The sequence below is a fragment of the Bradyrhizobium sp. LeoA1Lang genome, from assembly GCF_055413685.1.
The window spans coordinates 43,018-62,483 of sequence record NZ_JBVAPG010000008.1; the positions used below are offsets into that span (position 1 = coordinate 43,018).

General features: G+C 64.5%; 18 protein-coding genes. 10 read left to right on the top strand and 8 right to left on the bottom strand.

Annotated elements, in window-relative coordinates; all coding sequences use genetic code 11:
- From ACZYOF_RS04860 to ACZYOF_RS04885, 6 genes are all read right to left on the bottom strand, one after another.
- Positions 1–1,011 (bottom strand): branched-chain amino acid ABC transporter permease, encoded by a 1,011-nt coding sequence (locus tag ACZYOF_RS04860; protein WP_463714992.1) that lies wholly within the window; start codon positions 1,009–1,011, stop codon positions 1–3.
- A 276-nt stretch (positions 1,012–1,287) separates the two neighbouring features.
- Complete coding sequence (locus ACZYOF_RS04865; protein WP_463714993.1) at positions 1,288–2,115, bottom strand: helix-turn-helix transcriptional regulator; 828 nt, start codon at positions 2,113–2,115, stop codon at positions 1,288–1,290.
- Between the two features lie 123 nt (positions 2,116–2,238).
- Entirely contained in the window at positions 2,239–3,489 is a 1,251-nt protein-coding gene (locus tag ACZYOF_RS04870) for an ABC transporter substrate-binding protein (protein ID WP_463714994.1), read from the bottom strand.
- 193 nt (positions 3,490–3,682) lie between these two features.
- Positions 3,683–4,690 (bottom strand): CobW family GTP-binding protein, encoded by a 1,008-nt coding sequence (locus ACZYOF_RS04875; RefSeq protein ID WP_463714995.1) that lies wholly within the window; start codon positions 4,688–4,690, stop codon positions 3,683–3,685.
- Positions 4,683–5,024, bottom strand: a complete 342-nt coding sequence (locus ACZYOF_RS04880; protein ID WP_245475688.1) for a hypothetical protein — start codon at positions 5,022–5,024, stop codon at positions 4,683–4,685. Before ACZYOF_RS04880 ends, ACZYOF_RS04875 begins: the two co-directional genes overlap by 8 nt.
- Complete coding sequence (locus ACZYOF_RS04885) at positions 4,999–5,754, bottom strand: GntR family transcriptional regulator (protein ID WP_130577282.1); 756 nt, start codon at positions 5,752–5,754, stop codon at positions 4,999–5,001. Before ACZYOF_RS04885 ends, ACZYOF_RS04880 begins: the two co-directional genes overlap by 26 nt.
- A 71-nt stretch (positions 5,755–5,825) precedes the next feature.
- Between ACZYOF_RS04885 and ACZYOF_RS04890 the strand changes: the two genes are divergently transcribed.
- Genes ACZYOF_RS04890 through ACZYOF_RS04920 form a run of 7 tightly spaced genes read left to right on the top strand, consistent with a single transcriptional unit; the run spans position 5,826 to position 12,773 of the window.
- Entirely contained in the window at positions 5,826–6,698 is an 873-nt protein-coding gene (locus ACZYOF_RS04890; protein WP_463714996.1) for a branched-chain amino acid ABC transporter permease, read from the top strand.
- Complete coding sequence (locus tag ACZYOF_RS04895) at positions 6,695–7,684, top strand: branched-chain amino acid ABC transporter permease (protein ID WP_245475689.1); 990 nt, start codon at positions 6,695–6,697, stop codon at positions 7,682–7,684. Before ACZYOF_RS04890 ends, ACZYOF_RS04895 begins: the two co-directional genes overlap by 4 nt.
- A complete protein-coding gene (locus ACZYOF_RS04900; protein WP_463714997.1) occupies positions 7,671–8,423 on the top strand; it encodes an ABC transporter ATP-binding protein in 753 nt (250 codons plus the stop codon). The genes ACZYOF_RS04895 and ACZYOF_RS04900 overlap by 14 nt, the downstream gene beginning before the upstream one ends.
- Positions 8,420–9,136 (top strand): ABC transporter ATP-binding protein, encoded by a 717-nt coding sequence (locus ACZYOF_RS04905; RefSeq protein ID WP_282526781.1) that lies wholly within the window; start codon positions 8,420–8,422, stop codon positions 9,134–9,136. Before ACZYOF_RS04900 ends, ACZYOF_RS04905 begins: the two co-directional genes overlap by 4 nt.
- Before the next feature lie 18 nt (positions 9,137–9,154).
- Positions 9,155–10,549 carry a dihydroorotase gene (locus tag ACZYOF_RS04910; RefSeq protein ID WP_463714998.1) on the top strand — a complete coding sequence of 465 codons (1,395 nt, stop codon included), beginning with the start codon at positions 9,155–9,157 and terminating at the stop codon, positions 10,547–10,549.
- Positions 10,550–10,578: 29 nt separating this feature from the next.
- The gene (locus ACZYOF_RS04915; RefSeq protein ID WP_463714999.1) at positions 10,579–11,781 is read left to right on the top strand and encodes an amino acid ABC transporter substrate-binding protein; all 1,203 of its coding nucleotides are present in this window, start codon (positions 10,579–10,581) and stop codon (positions 11,779–11,781) included.
- Positions 11,778–12,773, top strand: coding sequence for an amidohydrolase family protein (locus ACZYOF_RS04920; RefSeq protein WP_463715000.1), 996 nt, complete (start codon positions 11,778–11,780; stop codon positions 12,771–12,773). The genes ACZYOF_RS04915 and ACZYOF_RS04920 overlap by 4 nt, the downstream gene beginning before the upstream one ends.
- Positions 12,774–12,877: 104 nt before the next feature.
- On the opposite strand, the gene katG is transcribed toward ACZYOF_RS04920, so the two are convergent.
- A complete protein-coding gene (gene katG / locus ACZYOF_RS04925) occupies positions 12,878–15,061 on the bottom strand; it encodes a catalase/peroxidase HPI (RefSeq protein WP_394565525.1) in 2,184 nt (727 codons plus the stop codon).
- 104 nt (positions 15,062–15,165) lie between these two features.
- Here katG and ACZYOF_RS04930 point away from each other — a divergent pair, with 104 nt between their 5' ends.
- The gene (locus ACZYOF_RS04930) at positions 15,166–16,110 is read left to right on the top strand and encodes a hydrogen peroxide-inducible genes activator (protein WP_130577290.1); all 945 of its coding nucleotides are present in this window, start codon (positions 15,166–15,168) and stop codon (positions 16,108–16,110) included.
- A 27-nt stretch (positions 16,111–16,137) separates the two neighbouring features.
- Positions 16,138–17,373 (top strand): dienelactone hydrolase family protein, encoded by a 1,236-nt coding sequence (locus ACZYOF_RS04935; protein ID WP_463715001.1) that lies wholly within the window; start codon positions 16,138–16,140, stop codon positions 17,371–17,373.
- A gap of 27 nt (positions 17,374–17,400) precedes the next feature.
- On the opposite strand, the gene ACZYOF_RS04940 is transcribed toward ACZYOF_RS04935, so the two are convergent.
- Positions 17,401–18,411: a LacI family DNA-binding transcriptional regulator gene (locus ACZYOF_RS04940; RefSeq protein WP_282526788.1), complete on the bottom strand. Its 1,011-nt coding sequence runs from the start codon at positions 18,409–18,411 to the stop codon at positions 17,401–17,403.
- Positions 18,412–18,532: 121 nt separating this feature from the next.
- Between ACZYOF_RS04940 and ACZYOF_RS04945 the strand changes: the two genes are divergently transcribed.
- Positions 18,533–19,405: a phytanoyl-CoA dioxygenase family protein gene (locus ACZYOF_RS04945; RefSeq protein ID WP_463715002.1), complete on the top strand. Its 873-nt coding sequence runs from the start codon at positions 18,533–18,535 to the stop codon at positions 19,403–19,405.
- The last annotated feature ends 61 nt before the right edge of the window (positions 19,406–19,466 follow it).

Sequence of the window (19,466 nt, forward strand, 5' to 3'; positions counted from 1 at the left end):
TCATCGCCTCGCCAGCAGGCCCTGTGGCCGCAGCGCCAGCACCAGCACCATGATCAGGAAGGTCACGACGATGGCGTAGGTCGGGATGTAGACGGAGCCGAGCTGCTCGGCGAGGCCGATGATGACGGCGCCGAGCGCCGCGCCCGGGATCGATCCCATGCCGCCGACGATCACGACCACGAGGGAGGCGAGCAGGAAGCGCGTATCCTCGCCCGGCGAGATCGATTGGAACGTGCCGCCGACCACGCCGGCGATGCCGGCTAACCCCGCACCGAGCGCGAACACCAGCACGAACACGGCCTGGATCTGCACGCCGGTCGCGGCCAGGATGTCGCGATCATCGACGCCTGCGCGCACGATCATGCCGATCCGCGTGCGGTTCAGCGCCAGCCACATCGCAATGCCGATGATGACGGAGGCGGCGAAGATCGCGAGCCGCACCATCGGATATTGCAGATAGACCGGCTCGCCGGAGGATTTGACCGCGGTGATGAACGGAAGCTGCACCGGGCCGATCAGCCAGCTCGGCGTCGCGATCTGGTAGAAGTCGCCGCCGAACACCCACAGCATCAGGTCGGCGAACACGATCGCAAGCCCGATCGTCACCATGGTCTGGCGCAGGTGTTGGCCCTCCATGCGGCGGAACACCAGGATCTGCAGGAGCACGCCGACGAGCGCGACCGCGAGGAAGGCGACGACGAAGCTCAGGATCCAGGAGCCGGTCCAGGCGCTGATGGCGTATCCGACATAGCCGCCGAACAGATAAAGCGAGCCGTGCGCCAAATTGACGTTGCGCATCAAGCCGAAGATCAGCGTGAAGCCGCTCGCCACCAGGAAATAAAGCCCGCCGAGCGTGATGCCGTTGAAGACGGCGTTGAGGAAGACCCGCTTGCGGCCGATCGCCTGCTCCAGGCCCGGCGGCCAGACCGCGAAGACCAGCCACAGCAGGAGCGCGATCGCGACGATCGCGATCAGCGCCCATGCCGGATGGCGTTCGATGAACCGTGCCATCGACGTGCGTTCCCTCAAGGCCTCGCGATCGTCTTTGCGGATCGCGTTGTTTGCATCCTAGTGCGGGCCGAGGCGGCGGATTTGACCGGGAGTATCTTTTATCGGCGCTGACGATGGGGTCGAATTGCATCCGCAGGCGACGCTGCGCTCCCTCTCCCGCTTGCGGGAGAGGGCTGGGGTGAGGCTGTCTCCGCATTGGGACTCCCTGTGTGGAGAGAACCCTCACCCGGCGCTACGCGCCGACCTCTCCCGCAAGCGGGAGAGGTGAAGTCGGGGCTAGGGGCGCAGCACTTTGGCGGCGCGGCGGTAGTCGGTTGGGGCCATGCCGACATTGGCGGCGAAGAAGCGGGTGAAGCCGCTTTGCGAGGAGAAGCCGAGATCGTAGCCGATATCGGCGATCGGCGCCTCGGTGGCGACCAGCGCGTCCAGCGCCTGCTCCATCATCAGCGTGTTGCGATAGAGGTGCGGCGTGACGCCGGTCTGGGTGCGGAACAAGCGGTAGAAGTGCGGCCGCGACAGGCCGGAGGCGCGGGCGATCGAATCCAGCTCGATCTCGGCGCCGGGGCTTTCGGACAACAGCTTGACCGATTTGCGGATGCGAAAATCAGTGATCGCGGCGGCGGTGCGAATTTCCTGCGGGACTTCGGATTGTCGCCAGCTTTCTTCGTAACTGAGATCGATCAGGCGCCGCAATTCGCCATCGAGGCTCTTGAGCGAGGGTGCGCCGCACACGAGCGCTGCGGTGTGGCGGATCAGCCTGTCGAGTATGTCGCTGCGCTTGAAATGCGTGCGGCCGAAGCGGAGGCCTTGCGTGCAGGACGCGTCGGGCGCGAACCATTCGGCGTTGACATAAAGCACGAAGAAGATCGCGCCCCTTTCCATGTCCGTCGGCAGGAAGTTGTGCGGCTCCCACGGGTTGACCGCAACGACGGAATCCTCGGTCAGGAGCCGGCGCTGATCGCAGACGTCGATCTGTGCCGGCGTGCCGCCGACATGGAAGATCAGATGTCCTTCGCGGTGCGCATGCACGTTGAAGGGACGGTTCAACTGATAGACCGTCGCGCGACCGAACCGGCCGTGGAAGACGGCAAGCGCTTTGCTCATGCCCTCCCTCCCGCGGGATGTTCTTGTCTTTTTTAACCAGCGTTCAACATCCAGCAAAAGAACGCAAGCGTGAGAACGCCGCGCCCGTCAACCAACGGTCGGTTCGCACCTGCAAAAATTAGGTCAGTACTTCTTGCATTCCGGGACGGTGCGGCTCGGCAGGCCGATCTTGGCGAACACCGCCGGATCGTAGCCGAGCGTCTGGTTCACGTTCGGGATCACCTTCACGACCTTGCTGAACAGGGCGCCCTTGCCGTCATCCACCACCTCGGTCACGAAATTGGTTCCGATCGCCTGGCGGTTGGAATCGAGCTTGATCTTGCCGTTGGGCGCGTCGAGCTCGATCTTGGCCAGCGCTTCCTTGAGCTTCGCCTGGTAGTTGCTGAGGTCGCCATTGACCTGACGCAGCGCCAGGATCAGGGCCATGGTCGAGCCGTAATAGTTGGTGGCGAGCAGCGAGGGGCTCGGGAAGCGCTTGTTCGGCGGGAAGGAGTCCTGATAGGCCTTCACGAATTTCTGCCAGCCGGGATCCTCCCAGGTGTCGGCCTGGCCGCTCGCGGCGATGGTGCCGATCAGCGCGTTCTTGGCGTTGCCCTTGGAGGACAGGATGGTCTGGTCGATCATGATCGAACCGCCCATCAGATGCGCCTTGCCGCCGGCCTGCTGATACTGGTTGAGGAAGTTGACGGCGTCAGCACCGCCGAGGCCGAGATAGATCGCGTCGACATCGTCGGGCAGGGCGGCGATCACGGAGGCGAAGTCCTTGGTGCCGAGCGGCACCCATTGCCGGTTCGTGACCTGTCCGCCGGCACCGCAGAATTCAAGCACCAGGCCGAACACCTGGGTGTAGATGAAGGAGTAATCCTCGCCGACGGTCGCGATCTTGCGATAGCCCTTGTTTTCATAGGCATATTTGCCGAGACCGACCTGCCACTGCGCGCCGTCCATGTTGTAGCGGAAGAAGTTCGGGGCAGGGTCGACATAGGTCGTCTCCTGCGCACCGGAGGCGGCGTTGACGAAGGTCAGCTCGGGACGTGACTTGGCAAAATTCTTCACCGCGATGCCTTCGTCGCCGGAGAGCGGCGAGAGCAGGATCTGCACCTTGTCCTGCTCGATCAGCTTGCGCACCGCGCGCACCGCGGAATCGGGCGTCGCATCCGTCGAGGCGATGACGAATTCCAGCTCCTTGTCGCCGACCTTCTTGCCGAGCGTGTTGAGCGCGGTCTGGAAACCGCGGATGCCGTCCTCGCCAAGCACGGTGTAGGTGCCTTCGAGGGTTGCGGTGACGCCGACCTTGATCTTCTCCTGCGCGACTGCGGCGCCTGAAAGCAACAGGCTGCCTAGCGCGATCAGTCCCACACTGCCTTTCAACATCGCTCTCCTCCTCCCATTTTGCAGCGTCTTGCATGCGGCCCGCGTGTTTGCGATGGCCGCGACGTCTGGTTGTTGGGCGAAGGCTAACCGATGGCGGATGCAGCGCGGACGTCTCCGCGCCGCGCGGCTTGACGGGCAGTCTCATTTTGCATGCTGCGCCGCAGCGAGCCGCGCGATGACGGCGTGGGTCACGCTAGGCCGGCTCGGACACGTGAAATCGGCTATGCGCCTCCGCGAGATGCAGGAAGCGCGTCAGACTCTGCGCGATCGGGTCGCGCGTGAGTCCGCGGGTGATGAACACCAGGAACGACGGTTGCCCGGCGTCCTCGCCGGTGAGATGAACCGGCGGGTGCATCGAGTGCTGCACGCCATGGATCACGACTGGATTGGCGCCGGCTGACGTTCGGACCAGGCCTTTGACGCGCAGGATGCGGTCGCCGTGCCGATGCAGCAGCGCGGAAAGCCACAGCGTGAAGGCAGGCCAGTCGATCCGCTCGGGCAGCGCCAGCGTGAATGAGCCGACGTCCTGATCGTGCTGCGGGACCTCGGTGGCCGTGAATGGCGTCCCACCGCGGGACGCACTCTCGCCCGCCGTCCGGTCGAACAGCCGTGCAAGACTGAAGTCGGGATCCTGCGCATCGTGCAGAACAAGGTCGGGCGCGATCGCGGTCGCTGCCGCGGTGATGTCGCGGGTAGGATGTGCGGCGCGAAGATCGGTCTTGGTCACCACCAGCGCGTCGGCGATCGCGACCTGTCGCCGGGCTTCGTCAAAGTCCCGCAGATTGCGCAAGCCTGCGACGGCATCGATGACCGCGATCACGCTGACGAGTTCGACATGCTGACGCAGCCATGGGTCGCGTGCGATGGTGCCGACGATCGGGGAGGGGTCCGCAAGTCCGGAGGTCTCGATGATCGCGCGCGTGAAGCGGGACTGTCCGTCCTGCCGCGACATCCGCACCAGATCGTAGAGCGCGCGGCCGACATCGGCGCGCCGCGCGCAGCACATGCAGCCATTACCGATCAGCTCGACGTTCTCGGCGGCATGCACCATCAACCGATGGTCGAGACCGGCCTCGCCGAATTCGTTGACCACAACGCCGGTGCCCTGGCCTTCCGGCTCCCGCAGAAAGCGCTGGACCAGCGTCGTCTTGCCGCTGCCGAGAAAACCCGTGACGATAAAGAGCGGCAGGCGATCAGGCATGTCGGCTACCGCCGGCGAACGATGGGTCAAGCGGGTCGATGCGCCGTCCGGACAGCGCCTCCGTCGCCGGCCAGACATCGTTGAGGGTCGGCGCGATCCTGGAGCGGCCGACCCGGTCGAATACCATCAGGGCCTCGCCGTCCCAGTCCTCGCAGCTCGCTTCAAGCGGCGCCAGGATGATGTTCAGGAGCTCGATGCGGCGCTTGCGCTCGTCCCGATAGTGCTGGATGTCATCGAACGGAAAGCGCTCGTCGCGCAGGCGGCCGAAGTCGCTCCAATGCTCGCCGGCGCCGAAGATGGCGCATACTTCACACATCGGCCACCTGTTCGCCAAGCCGGATCTCCATCGCCGGCGTCATCGTCTGCGTCAGGCTCTCCGACACCCGCTTGCGGGCGAGGTCGGCATGGGATCGCGCCAGCTCTTCGGCGCGATCGCCGTCGCGCTCGCGGATCGCTTCCACCAGTTCCCGATGCTCGCGGACGATCTGGCCCACATGGCTGCGATACGAGCGCTCGGTCGGAAAGCACTCGCTGGTCATGGCGAGCCGCGCAATGCGCAGGTCGGCCGTAAGCTGCTGGATATAGAAGCGTTGCAGCAGGGAATTGCGGCAGGCGGCTCCGATCACGGCGTGAAAGCGGAAGTTGGCGTCCAGCATCGCCACCGAGTCGTCCTGCCTGAACGCGGTCTCGAACGCCTTGCGCTCGATATCCATCTTCGCGACCTGCTCGTCGGTGCGGCGGATTGCCGCCCATCGCGTGACGAGGCGCTGTGACACGTCGAACGCTTCGAGATGTTCGCGGATGTCGTTCCAGCCCATCGGCGCGACGCGTGCACCGCGATTGGGGACGAGCTGCACCAGGCCTTCGGCGGCAAGCCGCACAAGGGCTTCGCGCACCGGCGTGCGCGAAACGCCGAAGCGGGCGACCAGCGTCGCTTCGTCCAGATCCTCGCCCGGCACCAAGGTGAAAGAGACGATCTCCTGCATCAGGGCGCGGTAGGCATGCTCGCTGCTGGCACCCTTCAGTGCCTTAACATTAGAGCGCGATGCCTTGTTTTTGCTCATTGCGGCCTCCGTCGCTTTATGTATATTTTGTGTATGCACCGTTTGCAACTCATCGTCGACAAGGTTTTTTGATGCTCGCACAAGCCACCGTGAATGGCATCTTGCTGGGAGGCCTCTACGGCCTCGCGACGGTCGGCTTTTCCATGGTGTGGGGCGTGATGGGGGTGATCAATCTCGCCCACACCGCCTTCATCACGCTCGGCGCCTACGTCACTTACGTGCTGTTCGAGCGCTACGGCCTCGATCCCTTGCTCTCGATGCCGCTCGCCATGGCGTCGATGTTCGTGCTCGGCTACGGCATCCAGAGATTGATCCTCAATCACGTCATCCGCACCAGCCTCTTGCTTTCGCTGGTCGTGACGTTCGGCATCGAGCTCGTCCTGACCGATGCCACCGTGCTGATCTTCACTTCCGATGTGCGCTCGGTGAACGCCTCCTACGCCAGCACCTCGGTCGCGGTGTTCGGCACGCTGGTGCCGGTGGTGCGGTTGCTTGCCGCCGGGCTCTCACTTGCGCTGGGCGTCGGGTTCTTCGTGTTCCTGCGCCGCGCCAGCCTCGGGCAGGCTATCCTCGCGACTGCGCTGGACCGCGAGATGTCGAATCTGATGGGCATCAATCCGCAGCAGGTGTTTGCGCTCACCGCGGGCGCCGGCGCGGCGCTGGCGGGGGCCGCGGGCTCGCTGTCGAGCATGCTGTTTCCGGTATCGCCGACCATGGGCGTCAGCTTCCTCGGCGCTGTGTTCGTGATCACTGTGCTCGGCGGCATCGGCAGCGTCGAAGGCTGCATCGTGGCAGGCTTCCTCTATGGCCTCGCGCAGGCCTGGGCTGCCTATTGGCTCGGGACCAGTTTCCAGGAAATCGTCGCGTTCGCGATGTTCCTCGGTGTGCTCGTGGCGCGGCCGCAGGGCCTGTTCGGTCGCGCCTTCTTCGGAGAACACGCATGAGCGAGGCCGCAGTCCTGGAGCAGGGCGCCAAGGCGTCCACCATGCGCCCCCTGGTGTGGGCTGCGGTCGCGATCGGTCTTCTCGTGCTGTGCGCGGCGCCGCTCGGCATCAGCTCCTACTGGCTGCGGGTGCTGACCACGGTGCTGATGTATGTGATCGTCACGCAGGGGCTCAACGTGATCGTCGGCATCACCGGCTATCATGCCTTCGGCAACGGCGTGTTCTTCGGGATCGGCGCCTATGCGTGCGGCACCGCGATGGTGGCGGGGCTGCCGTTCGTGGCCGGCATCGCGCTCGCCATCGTGATGTCGGCGGTTTGCGCGTTCATCCTTGGCTGGCCGATCCTGCGGCTGAAGGGCCATTACTTCGCGATCGCGACGGTGGCGCTGAACCTTGCGGCGGTGCAGATCATCATCCAGATCGGCGGCATCACCGGCGGCGCGCAGGGCCTTGCGCTGCCGCTCAGCGACTGGGACCCGAAGCCGCTCTACATCGCGCTCTATTACCTGATGCTCGGCGGCGCAGTGGCGTCGACCGCGATCGTCGCCATCCTGTTGAAGCGTCCGCTCGGCTTCGCGCTGCGCGCGATCCGCGACAGCGAGCGTGCCGCCGCGGTGATGGGCATCAACACCACGAAGGCGAAGGTCTATGCCTGGGCGATCAGCGCGGGCCTGACCGGTTTCGCCGGCGGCGTCTGGGCCTACTGGATCACTTTCATCGAGCCGTCCAGCGCCTTCGATCCGGCCGTCGGCGTGAAGGCCTACATCATGCTGATCATCGGCGGCATGGGCAGCATCCTGGGGCCGGTGATCGGCGCTTTCGTGCTGGAGATCGTCTCCACTCTGGTCTGGAGCGGATTCCTGAAGGCGCATCAGTTGATCCTGGGGCTCCTGATCGTCGTCGTCTGCATCGTCGCCCCCAACGGCATCATCAACGCCTTTGCACGGCTCGTTCGATCGGTGAGGAGGAACGATGGCGCTGCTTGAAGGCCGCAACCTCACCATCAAGTTCGGCGGCGTGCTCGCGCTCGATGGCGTCAGCTTCGGCGTGGAAGCCGGACAGATCTTCGGCGTCATCGGCCCCAATGGCGCCGGCAAGACCACGCTGCTGAACGCCATCTCCTCGGTCTACAAGCTCGATGGCGGCTCAATTTCGTTCGCCGGGGAGGACGTCACCAACGTTCCCTCGTACCAGCTATCGCAGCTCGGCGTGGCGCGCACGTTCCAGATCGTGCAGCCGTTCAACCACATGACCGTGCGCGAGAACGTGACCGTCGGCGCCATGTATGGCCACGCCCGATTGCGCCAGCGCAACGAATATCTCGATGCCGCCGACGAGGCGCTGGAGCGCGTCGGCCTGATCGCCAAGGCGCATTTCATGCCGCCGCATCTGACGCTGTCGGACCGCAAGCGGCTCGAAGTCGCCCGCGCGCTCGCCATGCAGCCGCGGCTCCTGCTGCTCGACGAGGTCATGGCGGGGCTCAACCTCACCGAGATCGAGCGCATGATCGACCTCGTTCGCGAGATCAATGCCGCAGGCATGACGGTGATCGTGATCGAGCACGTCATGAAGGCGGTGCTGGCGCTGTGCCACCGCGCCATGGTGCTCAATTTCGGCCGCAAGCTGACCGAGGGCCTGCCGCATGACGTGGTCAACGAGCCTGCCGTGATCGAGGCCTATCTCGGCACCCGCTTCGCAAAGACACGTGCAGGGAGTGCCGCATGAGCCTGCTGTCGGTTGAACAGCTCGCGGTCAGCTATGGCGACAGCCGGGTCCTGGTCGATGTCGGCTTTACGCTGCAGCAGGGAGAGATCGTCGCGCTGGTCGGCGCCAACGGCGCCGGAAAGACGACGCTGCTGCGAACCTTGACCGGGCTGGTGTCGCCGCGATCGGGCTCGATCACGTTCGACGGCCAGCCGATCCTCACTGTCCCGCCCTATGAGCGCGCGCGGCTCGGGCTTGCGATGGTGCCGGAGGGACGCCGCCTATTCCAGGGGCTGACGGTGCGACAGAACCTGGAGCTGGGTTCGCGCGCCGCGCCTGATACCTCGCACAAGACAGAAGATATCGACTTCGTCTTCGAGCTATTCCCGGAGCTGGTGCGGCTGCAGAACCGGCTGTCGGGCCTTCTTTCCGGCGGCGAGCAGCAGATGTGCGCGATCGGCCGCGCGCTGATGGCGCGGCCAAGGATGCTGCTGATCGACGAGATGTCACTCGGGCTCGCGCCTGTTGTCGTCGAGCGCATCGCCGGCGTGATCCGCACCATCAACCGCGACCGCGGCATCAGCATCCTGCTGGTCGAGCAGGACGTCGGCCTCGCGCTGGAGATCGCAGCGCGCGGCTACGTGCTCGACACCGGCCGCATCATCATCGACGGCCCGTCGTCGGAGCTGCTGCTTCGCGACGACATCCGAGCGGCCTATCTCGGGCTGCAATAGATCAAGCTGGAGGAGTTAGTGAGCGTAGCCTACGATCTCGTTATCGAAAACGGCACCATCTGGTCGCCGACGTCGTCCTACCGCGCCGACGTCGCGGTGAAGGACGGCAAGATCGCCGCGATTGGCGGCCCGTTCCCCGATGCCGCCAAACGCATCGACGCGCGCGGGCAGGAGGTGCTGCCCGGCATCTGGCACGTGCACTGCCATTTCCGCGAGCCGGGACACACCTACAAGGAAGACTTCCAGACCGGATCGGCGGCCGCGGCGGCCGGTGGCGTGACGTTCTGCATCGACATGACCAACAACACGCCGCATCCGACCAGCCTCGAGCATTTCGAGGAGAAGAAGGCAATGGTCGCGCCGAAGGCGCATGTCGACTATGCGCTCTATGGCGGTGGGCTCTATCCGCGCACGGTCGAGGCCCTGGCGAAGGCCGGCGCGATCGGCATCAAGATCTTCAACACCCGTCACATCAAGGAAGTCTATCCCTATATCTCCGAGCTCGGCGTGCTCGACCACGGCATCCTCTACGAGCTCTACGAGGCGACCCGCGATGTCGGCCTGGTCGCCTCCGTGCATCACGACGATCCGGAGTGGTGCAAGCGGCTGACCTTCCGCGACTACATCGACAAGGGCCACACCGACGCGATGGCCTATCAGGAAAGCTTCGCCAAGGGCTACATGTACGGCCATGGCATGGTCGCCGGTCTCGCCGCATCGCTCTATTACGCGCGGATCGCCGGCGTGAGGCTCCATGTTCTGCATCTCGGCGTGATGCCGCCCGGCGCCAACGAGATGATTCGCCATGCCAAGTTCGAGCTAGGCCAGGACGTTACCGCGGAGCTCGAACTCGGCACGCTGTTCATGACCCGCGAGCAGATGGAGAAGGTCGGGCCCTATACCTACAACTGGGGCTACGCGCCGGAGCACGGTTGGAAAGCGATCGAAAACGGCATTGCCGATTTCATCGTACTGGAACACGCGCCGCATACCCGCGACGACGTCGAGCCGGGCTGGAAGGACATGTTCTCGGTTCCGCTCGGCATGACCGGGGCGCAGGAATTCGTGCCGCTGATGATCAACGCGGTCAACGAGGGAAGGCTGACGCTCAACCAGGTGGCCCGCATGGCGGCCGAAAAGCCGGCGCGCACCTTCGGAATCTATCCGAAGAAAGGCGTGATCCAGGTCGGCTCGGACGCCGACTTCAGCATTATCGACATGAACCGCGAAGGCGAATTCCGGCATGAGGACATGCTGTCGAAGTCGGCGCATACGAGCTGGGTCGGCATGCGCACCAAGGGCGCGGCGACCTACGGCATCGTTCGCGGCACCGTGGTGATGCGCGACGGCAAGGTCGTCGGCTCGCCCGGCTATGGCCAGTTCACGCCCGGCACCGCCGGCCGTTCGACCTAACTGCGAACTGAAGGGGGAAGGCGATGAGGATGAGTAGATCTGCGTTTCTGGCTGGCGCGCTTGCCAGCGGTTTGTTGCTGATCGGCGGCGCGCAGGCGCAGGAGGTCGTCAAGATCGGCGCGGCCGTGAGCCTGACCGGCAACTTCTCGCGCGAAGGCAATCTTCTCAAGAACGGCTATGCCTATTGGGAAAAGCTCGTCAACGAGGCGGGCGGCATCAACGTCGCCGGCAAGAAGGTCAAGGTCCAGGTCATCTATTACGACGACGAAAGCAAGCCGCAGAGTTCGGCGCGCCTGACCGAGAAGTTGATCACGGAAGACAATGTCAACTTCATCCTCGGGCCGTATTCGTCCGGGATCGCCACCGCCACGGCGGCGATCAGCGAGAAATACAAGGTCATCACCATGACGCCGATGGCCACCGCCGACAGTCTCTATCAGCGCGGCTACAAGTTCATCTTCTGCCCCGCGCCGCTCGCCTCGACCACGCTCGATCCGATGCTGGACATGATCAAGAAGCTGCCGACGCCGCCGGCGACGGTCGCGATCGCCGGCCCCGACGATCTATTCCCCAACGTCTTCGCGGGCGCCGCGCAGAAGAAGGCCGAGGCGCTTGGCTTCAAGATCGCCTACAACAGCAAGTATCCGAAGGGCGCCGTGGATCTGTCGTCCGTCGCCACCGCGCTGAAGGACGCCAACCCCGAGGTGCTGATCCTGACCGGCTATGTGCAGGATTCGATCCAGCTCGTGAAGGCGCTGCAGTCCTTGAAGGTGAACCCGAAGATCATCGGCTTTGCTTTCGCCGTCGGCATTCCCGACGTCCTGAGCGCGCTTGGACCGGCTTCGGAAGACCTCGTCGGCGTGCAGATCTGGGATCCCGCGGTCAAGTACAAGGGGCCGCTGGTGGCCGACGCTGCCGCCTATGTCAGCGGATATGAGAAGGAGTTCGGCGGCTCCAAGCCGAACTACATCACGGCATCGGGCACGGCGGGAGCGCTCGCGCTGCAGCTCGCGATCGAAAAGGCCGGTTCGCTCGATCCGGTGAAGGTGCGCGACGCCATGCTGCAGCTCGATGTGGAGACCTTCTTCGGCCACGTCCAGTTCGATCAGACCGGGGTCGACAAGAAGGCATCGGCGGTGATCTCGCAGGTTCAGGGCGGCACTGCCGTTCCGGTTTATCCGGCGGAGATCGCGGCCAAGCCGGTGCGCTATCCGCGCAAGCCGTTCGAATGATCATCGACGTACACGCCCATGCGCTCACGCGCGCGTTCTTGTCGGAGCTCGCGCGCGAGAAGGCATTCGGGATCGAGGCGAGGGAAGAGGGCTTCGGGTTCGGCGGCTATGGGCCGCTCGATCCGCTCCTGTTCGATATCGAAGGCGCCGCACAGAGTGTTGCCGCGCGCGGCATCGTCTTGCAACTTGTGTCACCACCGCCGCGCATCGTCAGTCATGCGAGCTGGGGAGCCGATCGCGCATTCGCGCGCAGGCTGAACCGGCAGACCGCGGATTTCGTAAAGGAGGCTGGTCGGCGCCATGGCGGTCTCGCGGTGCCGGCATTGACCGAGCCGGAGCATGCCGTCGCCGAGATCAGCCGCGCGCTCGACGAGGATGGACTGACCGGCGTAGCGCTGCCGACCTCGGCGGCAGGCCGGCCGCTCGACGATCCGGCCTTCGAGCCATTGTTTGCGGAATGCGCCCGGCGCGGCGTGATCGTGTTCATGCATCCGACCACCGGCATCGAACGCCCGGCGTTCGGCCAGTACACGATGCTGCAACTGGTCGGCTGGCCGTCGGAGACGGCGTTGTGCGTAGCGCGTCTCATCTTCGCCGGTGTGTTCGAGCGCCATGCAGGATTGAAGCTTGTGTTGGCGCATGGCGGCGGAACGCTGCCGATGCTCGCCGGACGGCTCGATCTCGCCTATGAGGCGCCGCGCTACGAGGCCAATCCCGATTGCCGCAAGAACATCTCGCGGCCGCCGAGTTCATATCTGAAGCAGATTTTCTACGACTCTGTGGTCGCCCATGCCGCGCCGTTGCGCTACCTGATCGACCTCGTCGGTCCCGGGCAGATCGTGTTCGGCTCTGACTTCCCGTTCGAGATCGGTGATCCCGTCGGCGCCAAGGCGCTGCCGGCGATCGCACAGCTTCCCGAGGCTACCGCGGCCGCAATCCTACACGGCAATGCGTCGCAGATTCTCGGCGGGAGCAGACCGAACGCGGTGTGACGGAAGCGGGTATCGTGTGGGAGGCTTGATACTTTCAGGGCGGCGTTTCGGGTTGAAACGCCGCCCTGATTTCTTGTCTATGGCTTGCGACAGCCTTCAGGGTCTCAATGGGCCACGAGGTCGAAGCGGTCGAGGTTCATGACCTTGGTCCAGGCCGCCACGAAGTCCTTTACGAACTTCTCCTTCGCGTCCGAGCTCGCATAGACTTCCGCCAGCGCGCGGAGCTGCGAGTGCGAACCGAAGATCAGGTCGGCGCGGGTGCCGGTCCACTTGACGTCGTTGGTCTTGCGGTCGCGGCCCTCGAACACCAGTCCGGCGCTGTCGGACGCCTGCCACTGCGTGCTCATGTCGAGCAGGTTGACGAAGAAGTCGTTCGTCAGCTTGCCCGGCTGCTTGGTCAAGACGCCGTGCCCGGACTTGCCCGTGTTGGCGCCGAGGACACGCAGGCCGCCGACGAGAGCCGTCATCTCCGGCGCCGTCAGCGTCAGCAACTGCGCCTTGTCGACCAGCAGTTCCTCGGGCGAGATGTGCTGCGCGCCGTGCTGATAGTTGCGGAAGCCGTCGGCGATCGGCTCGAGCGGCGCAAAGGATGCGACGTCGGTCTGCTCCTGCGAAGCATCCGTGCGACCGGGCGTGAAGGGCACCTTCACGTCGAGGCCGGCGTCCTTGGCAGCCTTCTCGATCGCCGCGCTGCCGCCGAGAACGATCAGGTCGGCAAGCGAGACTTTCTTGCCGCCGGACTGCGAAGCGTTGAACTCCTTCTGGATTCCTTCCAGCTTCTGCAGAACCTTCGTAAGCTGAGCCGGCTCGTTGACCTCCCAGTCCTTTTGCGGCGCAAGGCGAATGCGCGCGCCGTTCGCGCCACCGCGCTTGTCGGAGCCGCGGAACGTCGAAGCCGACGCCCAAGCCGTCGAGATCAGCTCGGAAACCGACAGCCCGGATGCCAGGATCTTCGCCTTCAGCGCCGCGATGTCCTGCTCGCTGACCAGCTCATGATTGACGGCGGGAACATGATCCTGCCAGATCAGCTCTTCCTTCGGAACGAGCGGGCCGAGGTAACGCACGATCGGACCCATGTCGCGGTGCGTGAGCTTGAACCAGGCGCGAGCAAACGCATCCGCGAACTGATCCGGGTTCTCGTAGAACCGCCGCGAGATCTTCTCGTAGTCCGGATCGACCCGCAGGGCGAGGTCCGTGGTCAGCATGGACGGCGCGTGACGCTTCGACGCATCGTGCGCATCCGGCACCGTGTTGGCGCCTCCGCCGTTTTTCGGCGTCCACTGATGCGCGCCGGCCGGGCTCTTGGTCAGCTCCCATTCGTAGCCGAACAGGTTCCAGAAGAAATTGCTGCTCCACTTGGTGGGCGTCGTGGTCCAGATCACTTCCAGGCCGCTGCCGATCGCGTCACCGCCCTTGCCCGAGCCATACTTGCTCGCCCAGCCGAGGCCCTGCTGCTCGATGTCGGCGGCTTCCGGCTCCGGGCCGACCAGCGTCGCATCGCCGGCACCGTGCGTCTTGCCGAAGGTGTGACCGCCGGCAATCAGCGCAACCGTTTCCTCATCGTTCATCGCCATGCGGTGGAACGTCTCTCTGATATCGCGAGCCGCCGCTAGCGGGTCCGGATTGCCATTCGGCCCCTCCGGGTTGACGTAGATCAGGCCCATCTGCACGGCAGCGAGCGGATTCTGAAGGTCGCGGTCGCCGCTATAGCGCTCGTCCGCCAGCCACTTGCCTTCGGGACCCCAGTAGATGTCGACTTCAGGCTCCCAGGTGTCCGCGCGTCCGCCGCCGAAACCGAAGGTCTTGAAGCCCATCGACTCCAGCGCGACGTTACCGGTGAGGATCATCAGATCGGCCCAGGAGATCTTGCTGCCGTATTTCTGCTTGATCGGCCACAACAGGCGGCGCGCCTTGTCGAGGTTCACGTTATCAGGCCAGCTATTCAGCGGCGCGAAACGCTGCTGGCCGGCTCCGGCGCCGCCGCGGCCGTCGTGGATACGGTAGGTGCCCGCGCTGTGCCACGCCATGCGGATGAACAGCGGCCCGTAATGGCCGAAGTCGGCCGGCCACCACTCCTGCGAATCCGTCATCAGGGCTCGAAGGTCCTTGATCACGGCATTCAGGTCGAGGCTCTTGAATTCCTTGGCGTAGTCGAACGCCTCGCCCATCGGATTGGACAGGCTCGAGTGCTGGTGGAGAACCGAGAGGTCGAGCTGATTCGGCCACCAGTCTTTGTTTTGATTTATGCGGGTCGCACCCGAAAACGGGCACTTCGTAGTGTCATCCATCATCGCCTCCTGCGGCAGTTTCTGGTGGGGGTCTGGAACAACTCTAAACAACCGATATCATAAGGTGAAATTGACTTTCGTGATTGTTGCGATAAGCTTTCCTGATGATCCAGTTTACCCTGCGACAACTTCGTTATTTTGACGCTCTGGCGCGTCACGGCCATTTCGGACGCGCAGCGGAGGCATGCGCCATCACGCAGCCAGCGCTGTCGATGCAGATCAAGGAGTTGGAAGAAGCGGTCGGCGGCGTCCTGCTCGAGCGCAGCGCCCGGCAGGTCGTGCTGACGAAGTTCGGCGAAGAGCTCGCTCAGCGGGTCCGCGAAATCCTGCGCTCGGTCGATGAACTCGGCGACTTTGCGCGGGCGTCGCGGGACCAGCTCGTCGGCCGGCTGCGCATCGGCATGATCCCGACGATTGCTCCCTATCTGCTGCCCAAGGTGATCGGCAATCTCACGCAGATGCATCCCGAACTCGATATTCACGTCCGCGAGACCGTGACGCCGAAGCTGATCAAGGAGCTGGCGGAAGGCCGGCTCGACACCGCCATTGTCGCCCTGCCGGTGTCCGAACCCTCGTTGACCGAGGTCGCGCTGTTCACGGAAAATTTCCTGCTGGTGCGGCCGGGGGAGGACGAGGGAACGCCGGTGCCGAGCAGCGAAGCGCTGCGCGAAATGAAGCTTCTCCTGCTGGAGGAGGGACATTGCTTTCGCGAACAGGCGCTGTCGTTCTGCAACATGAAATCATCGCCGCCGCGCGAGGTGCTGGAGGCGAGCTCGCTGTCCACCCTCGTTCAGATGGTCGGCGCCGGCATCGGCGTCACCTTGATCCCGGAAATGGCCGTGGGGGTGGAGACGCGCTCGGCATCGGTGTCGGTCGCCCGCTTCAAGGACCCGCAACCCTCGCGAACCATCGGTATGGTCTGGCGCAAGACCAGTCCTCTGTCCAGGCAGCTCATGCAGATTTCCGAAGTGGTTTGTTTGTCAGCCGATGCGTTGCGCGAGCAGGGCGCTCCAAAGTCTTCATCGCGATCGCGCCATCGCCGGGCCTAAACAAAGAAACGAGAGGAGATCGATACGATGGCGGGACAGTGGATCGACATCGCCGCAAAGGACGGCGGCGGCGGCTTTAAGGGATATCTCTCCGTGCCCGCTTCGGGCTCCGGTCCCGGCATCCTGCTCCTGCAGGAAATCTTCGGCGTCAACGCCTCGATGCGCGCGGTGGCGGACTACTACGCTGAGGAAGGCTATGTCGTGCTCGCGCCGGATCTGTTCTGGCGCATGGAGCCGGGCGTCGAGCTCGGCTACAGCGAGGCGGATTTCGGCAAGGCGATGGGCTACTACCAGCGCTTCGATGTCGACCAGTCGATCAAGGATGCGGCCGATGCGCTGAAGGTCCTGCGCGCGCGTCCCGAATGCAAAGGCGGGGTCGGCCCGCTCGGCTTCTGTCTGGGCGGCAAGCTCGCCTATCTCCTCGCCGCGCGCACCGATGTCGATTGCGCCGTCAGCTATTACGGCGTCGGCATCGAGGCCGATCTTGGCGAGGCCGGCAACATCAAGGGACCGATGGTGTTTCATTTTGCCGAGCTCGACCGCTTTGCGCCGGCGGAAGCGCGCGAGCAGATCAAGGCTGCGTTTGCGGGGCGTCCCGACGTCGAATTCTATCTCTATCCCGGTTGCGATCACGCGTTCGCCGCGCCGGAGCGGACGAGCTTCAACAAGCCTGCATCGCTAATGGCGCATACGCGTTCGATCGCGTTGTTCCGGAAGGTGCTGGGTCCTCGGTACGATCTCTCCGCATTGTGGGACAAGCATACCGAGCTCGAATTCGCGACGCGCTCGGCTGAGGAGACCATGAAAACCATGGTCGCCGAGCCCTATGTCAACCACATCCCGACCATGACCGGCGGCGTCGGCTATCGCGACCTGCTCCGCTTCTACAAGAACCACTTCATCCCGAAGACGCCGCAGGACACCAAGCTGGTGCCGATCTCGCGCACCATCGGCGCCGACCGTGTCGTGGACGAGATGCTGTTCTGCTTCACCCACGATATCGAGATCGACTGGATGCTGCCCGGCATTCCGCCCACGGGTAAATATGTGGAGATCCCGCTGGTCGCGATCGTCCGCTTCCGCGGCGACAAGCTCTACAATGAGCATATCTATTGGGATCAGGCTTCGGTGCTGGTGCAGATCGGATTGCTCGATCCTGCGAAGCTTCCGGTGGCGGGCGTCGAGACCGCGAGGAAACTCGTCGACGAGTCCTTGCCGTCGAACACGTTGATGGCGCGCTGGGCCGAGAGCGCTCCGAAATAATAGGAACTAATCATCGGCGGCGCGGCGCTAGCCGCTGTCGCGCAGCACCAGTTCGAAGCCGAGATCGATCCGGCGCTCGCCGCCGCGCTCGAGCGTCAGTGTCGCGGCGGTGCGGCCGATCGCATCGCCATGGACGCTGATGGTGCTGAGACTCGGCGAGATCAGCCGTCCCATCTCGAGATCGCCGAGGCCGACAACGGCGACCGGCTGCGCCGCGGCCGGGCCGTCGCGGAGCAGTCCGGCCTTGCGCAGGCCGGCCATGAAGCCGATGGCATGGGCGTCGTTGGCCGCGAACACGGCATCGACGCCGGGCAAATTCGCATGCGCGGCGACGCTGCCGGACGCGTTGCGTTCGAGGATCAGCCGCCGCGGCGGTTGCAACCCGCACGCCAGCGCGTGGTCTTGGAAGCCGAGCCATCGCCGCGTGCCGCGCGGGTCGTCGCCGCCGATGAAGGCGAGATGCTGACGGCCTTGCTCGATGAAGTGGCGCGCGACGGCGACGCCGGCTTGGTAATTGTCGAAACCCGCAACGGCGTCGATCGGATCGATCGGCAGCTCCCAGGTCTCGACGATCGGAATGCGCGCGTGACGCAGCAGGCGCTTGCCGTCCTCGGTCGCGGGCGAGCCGACCATGATGATCGCTTCCGGCCGCCGCGACAGCAGCGCCGCGAGCATGCGGTCCTCGCGCGCGGCGTCGTAGCGTGACTGCGCGAGGATCACCGAATAGCCGAGCGGCTCGAGCTTGTCGGACAGGCCCTGCACAGTGTCGGCAAAGATCGAGTTCGCGATCGTCGGCACCAGCACGCCGACCGAATTGGTCTTCGCGCTCGCCAGCGCTCCGGCGACCAGGTTGGGCACGTAGCCGAGTTCCCGCATCGCCTTCTCGACCCTGGCGCGCGTCTCCGGCGCAACCAAGTCCGGCAGCCGGACCACCCGGCTCACGGTGATCGATGAAACGCCGGCGCGTTTGGCCACTGCCGACAGCGTCGGGGCGACCTCGTCGGAACTGGTGTTGGTCTCAGTCAATTCGGAACCCATGGTGGTGGTGAATCTGCACGATTCCGGATTGCGCATCCATAGTGACAGCGCTAGCATTGCATATGATAGCGCTAACATTCGAGCATGATAGCGCTAGCATAACAAAAGGAGGAACCGCCGTATGATTTCAGACGAAGTGGTCCAGGCCTACCGGCGCGACGGGGTGATCGTCGTCCCTGATGTGCTCGACAACGATACTCTGGCGCGGGTCCGCGACGTGCTGGCCGAACTGGTCGCCGGCGCGGCTGCTGTGACCGAGCATACCGACGTCTATGACCTCGAACCCGGCCACACCCAGGAGAACCCGAGGGTCCGCCGCATCAAGGCGCCGCACAAGGTGCACCCGATCTTCGATCAGATCGTGCGCAGCGAGCCTGTCATCTCCATCCTTACCAAGCTGATCGGACCCGGCCTGCGCCTGCATGGCTCCAAGCTCAACATGAAGTCCGCGCAGTACGGCTCGCCAGTCGAGTGGCACCAGGACTGGGCGTTCTATCCCCACACCAATGACGACATCCTTGCGATCGGCGTGCTGCTCGACGATTGCGACCTGGAGAATGGTCCCATACTGGTGACACCGGGATCGCATGTCGGCGACACCATGTGGAATCATCACGGCGAGGATGGCTGCTTCGCCGGCCTGATCGATCCCGACCTGATTCAGGACGAGATCAAGCGTGCGGTGCCCTGCATCGGCAAGGCGGGCAGCATGTCGTTCCATCACGTGCGCGCGCTGCACGGCTCGGCGACCAACACGTCGAACCGCCCGCGCAACCTTCTGCTCTATGAAGTCGCGGCAAGCGATGCCTGGCCGCTGGCGGGCGTGAAGGATCTTGCCGAGTTCGACAGCCGCCTGCTCGCCGGCGGCCCGGTGGTTGCGCCGCGCATGACCCGCGTTCCGGTGCGGATGCCGTTGCCGCCGCCCAAGCGCCAAGGCTCGATCTACGAAACGCAGTCCGCGTCGAAAAAGACCTACTTCACGCGCGCCGCCTAAAAGAATTCCGACGAAGCCCGCGGGGAGCAACACCCGCGGGCTTCGTGCTTGCGACGACCAA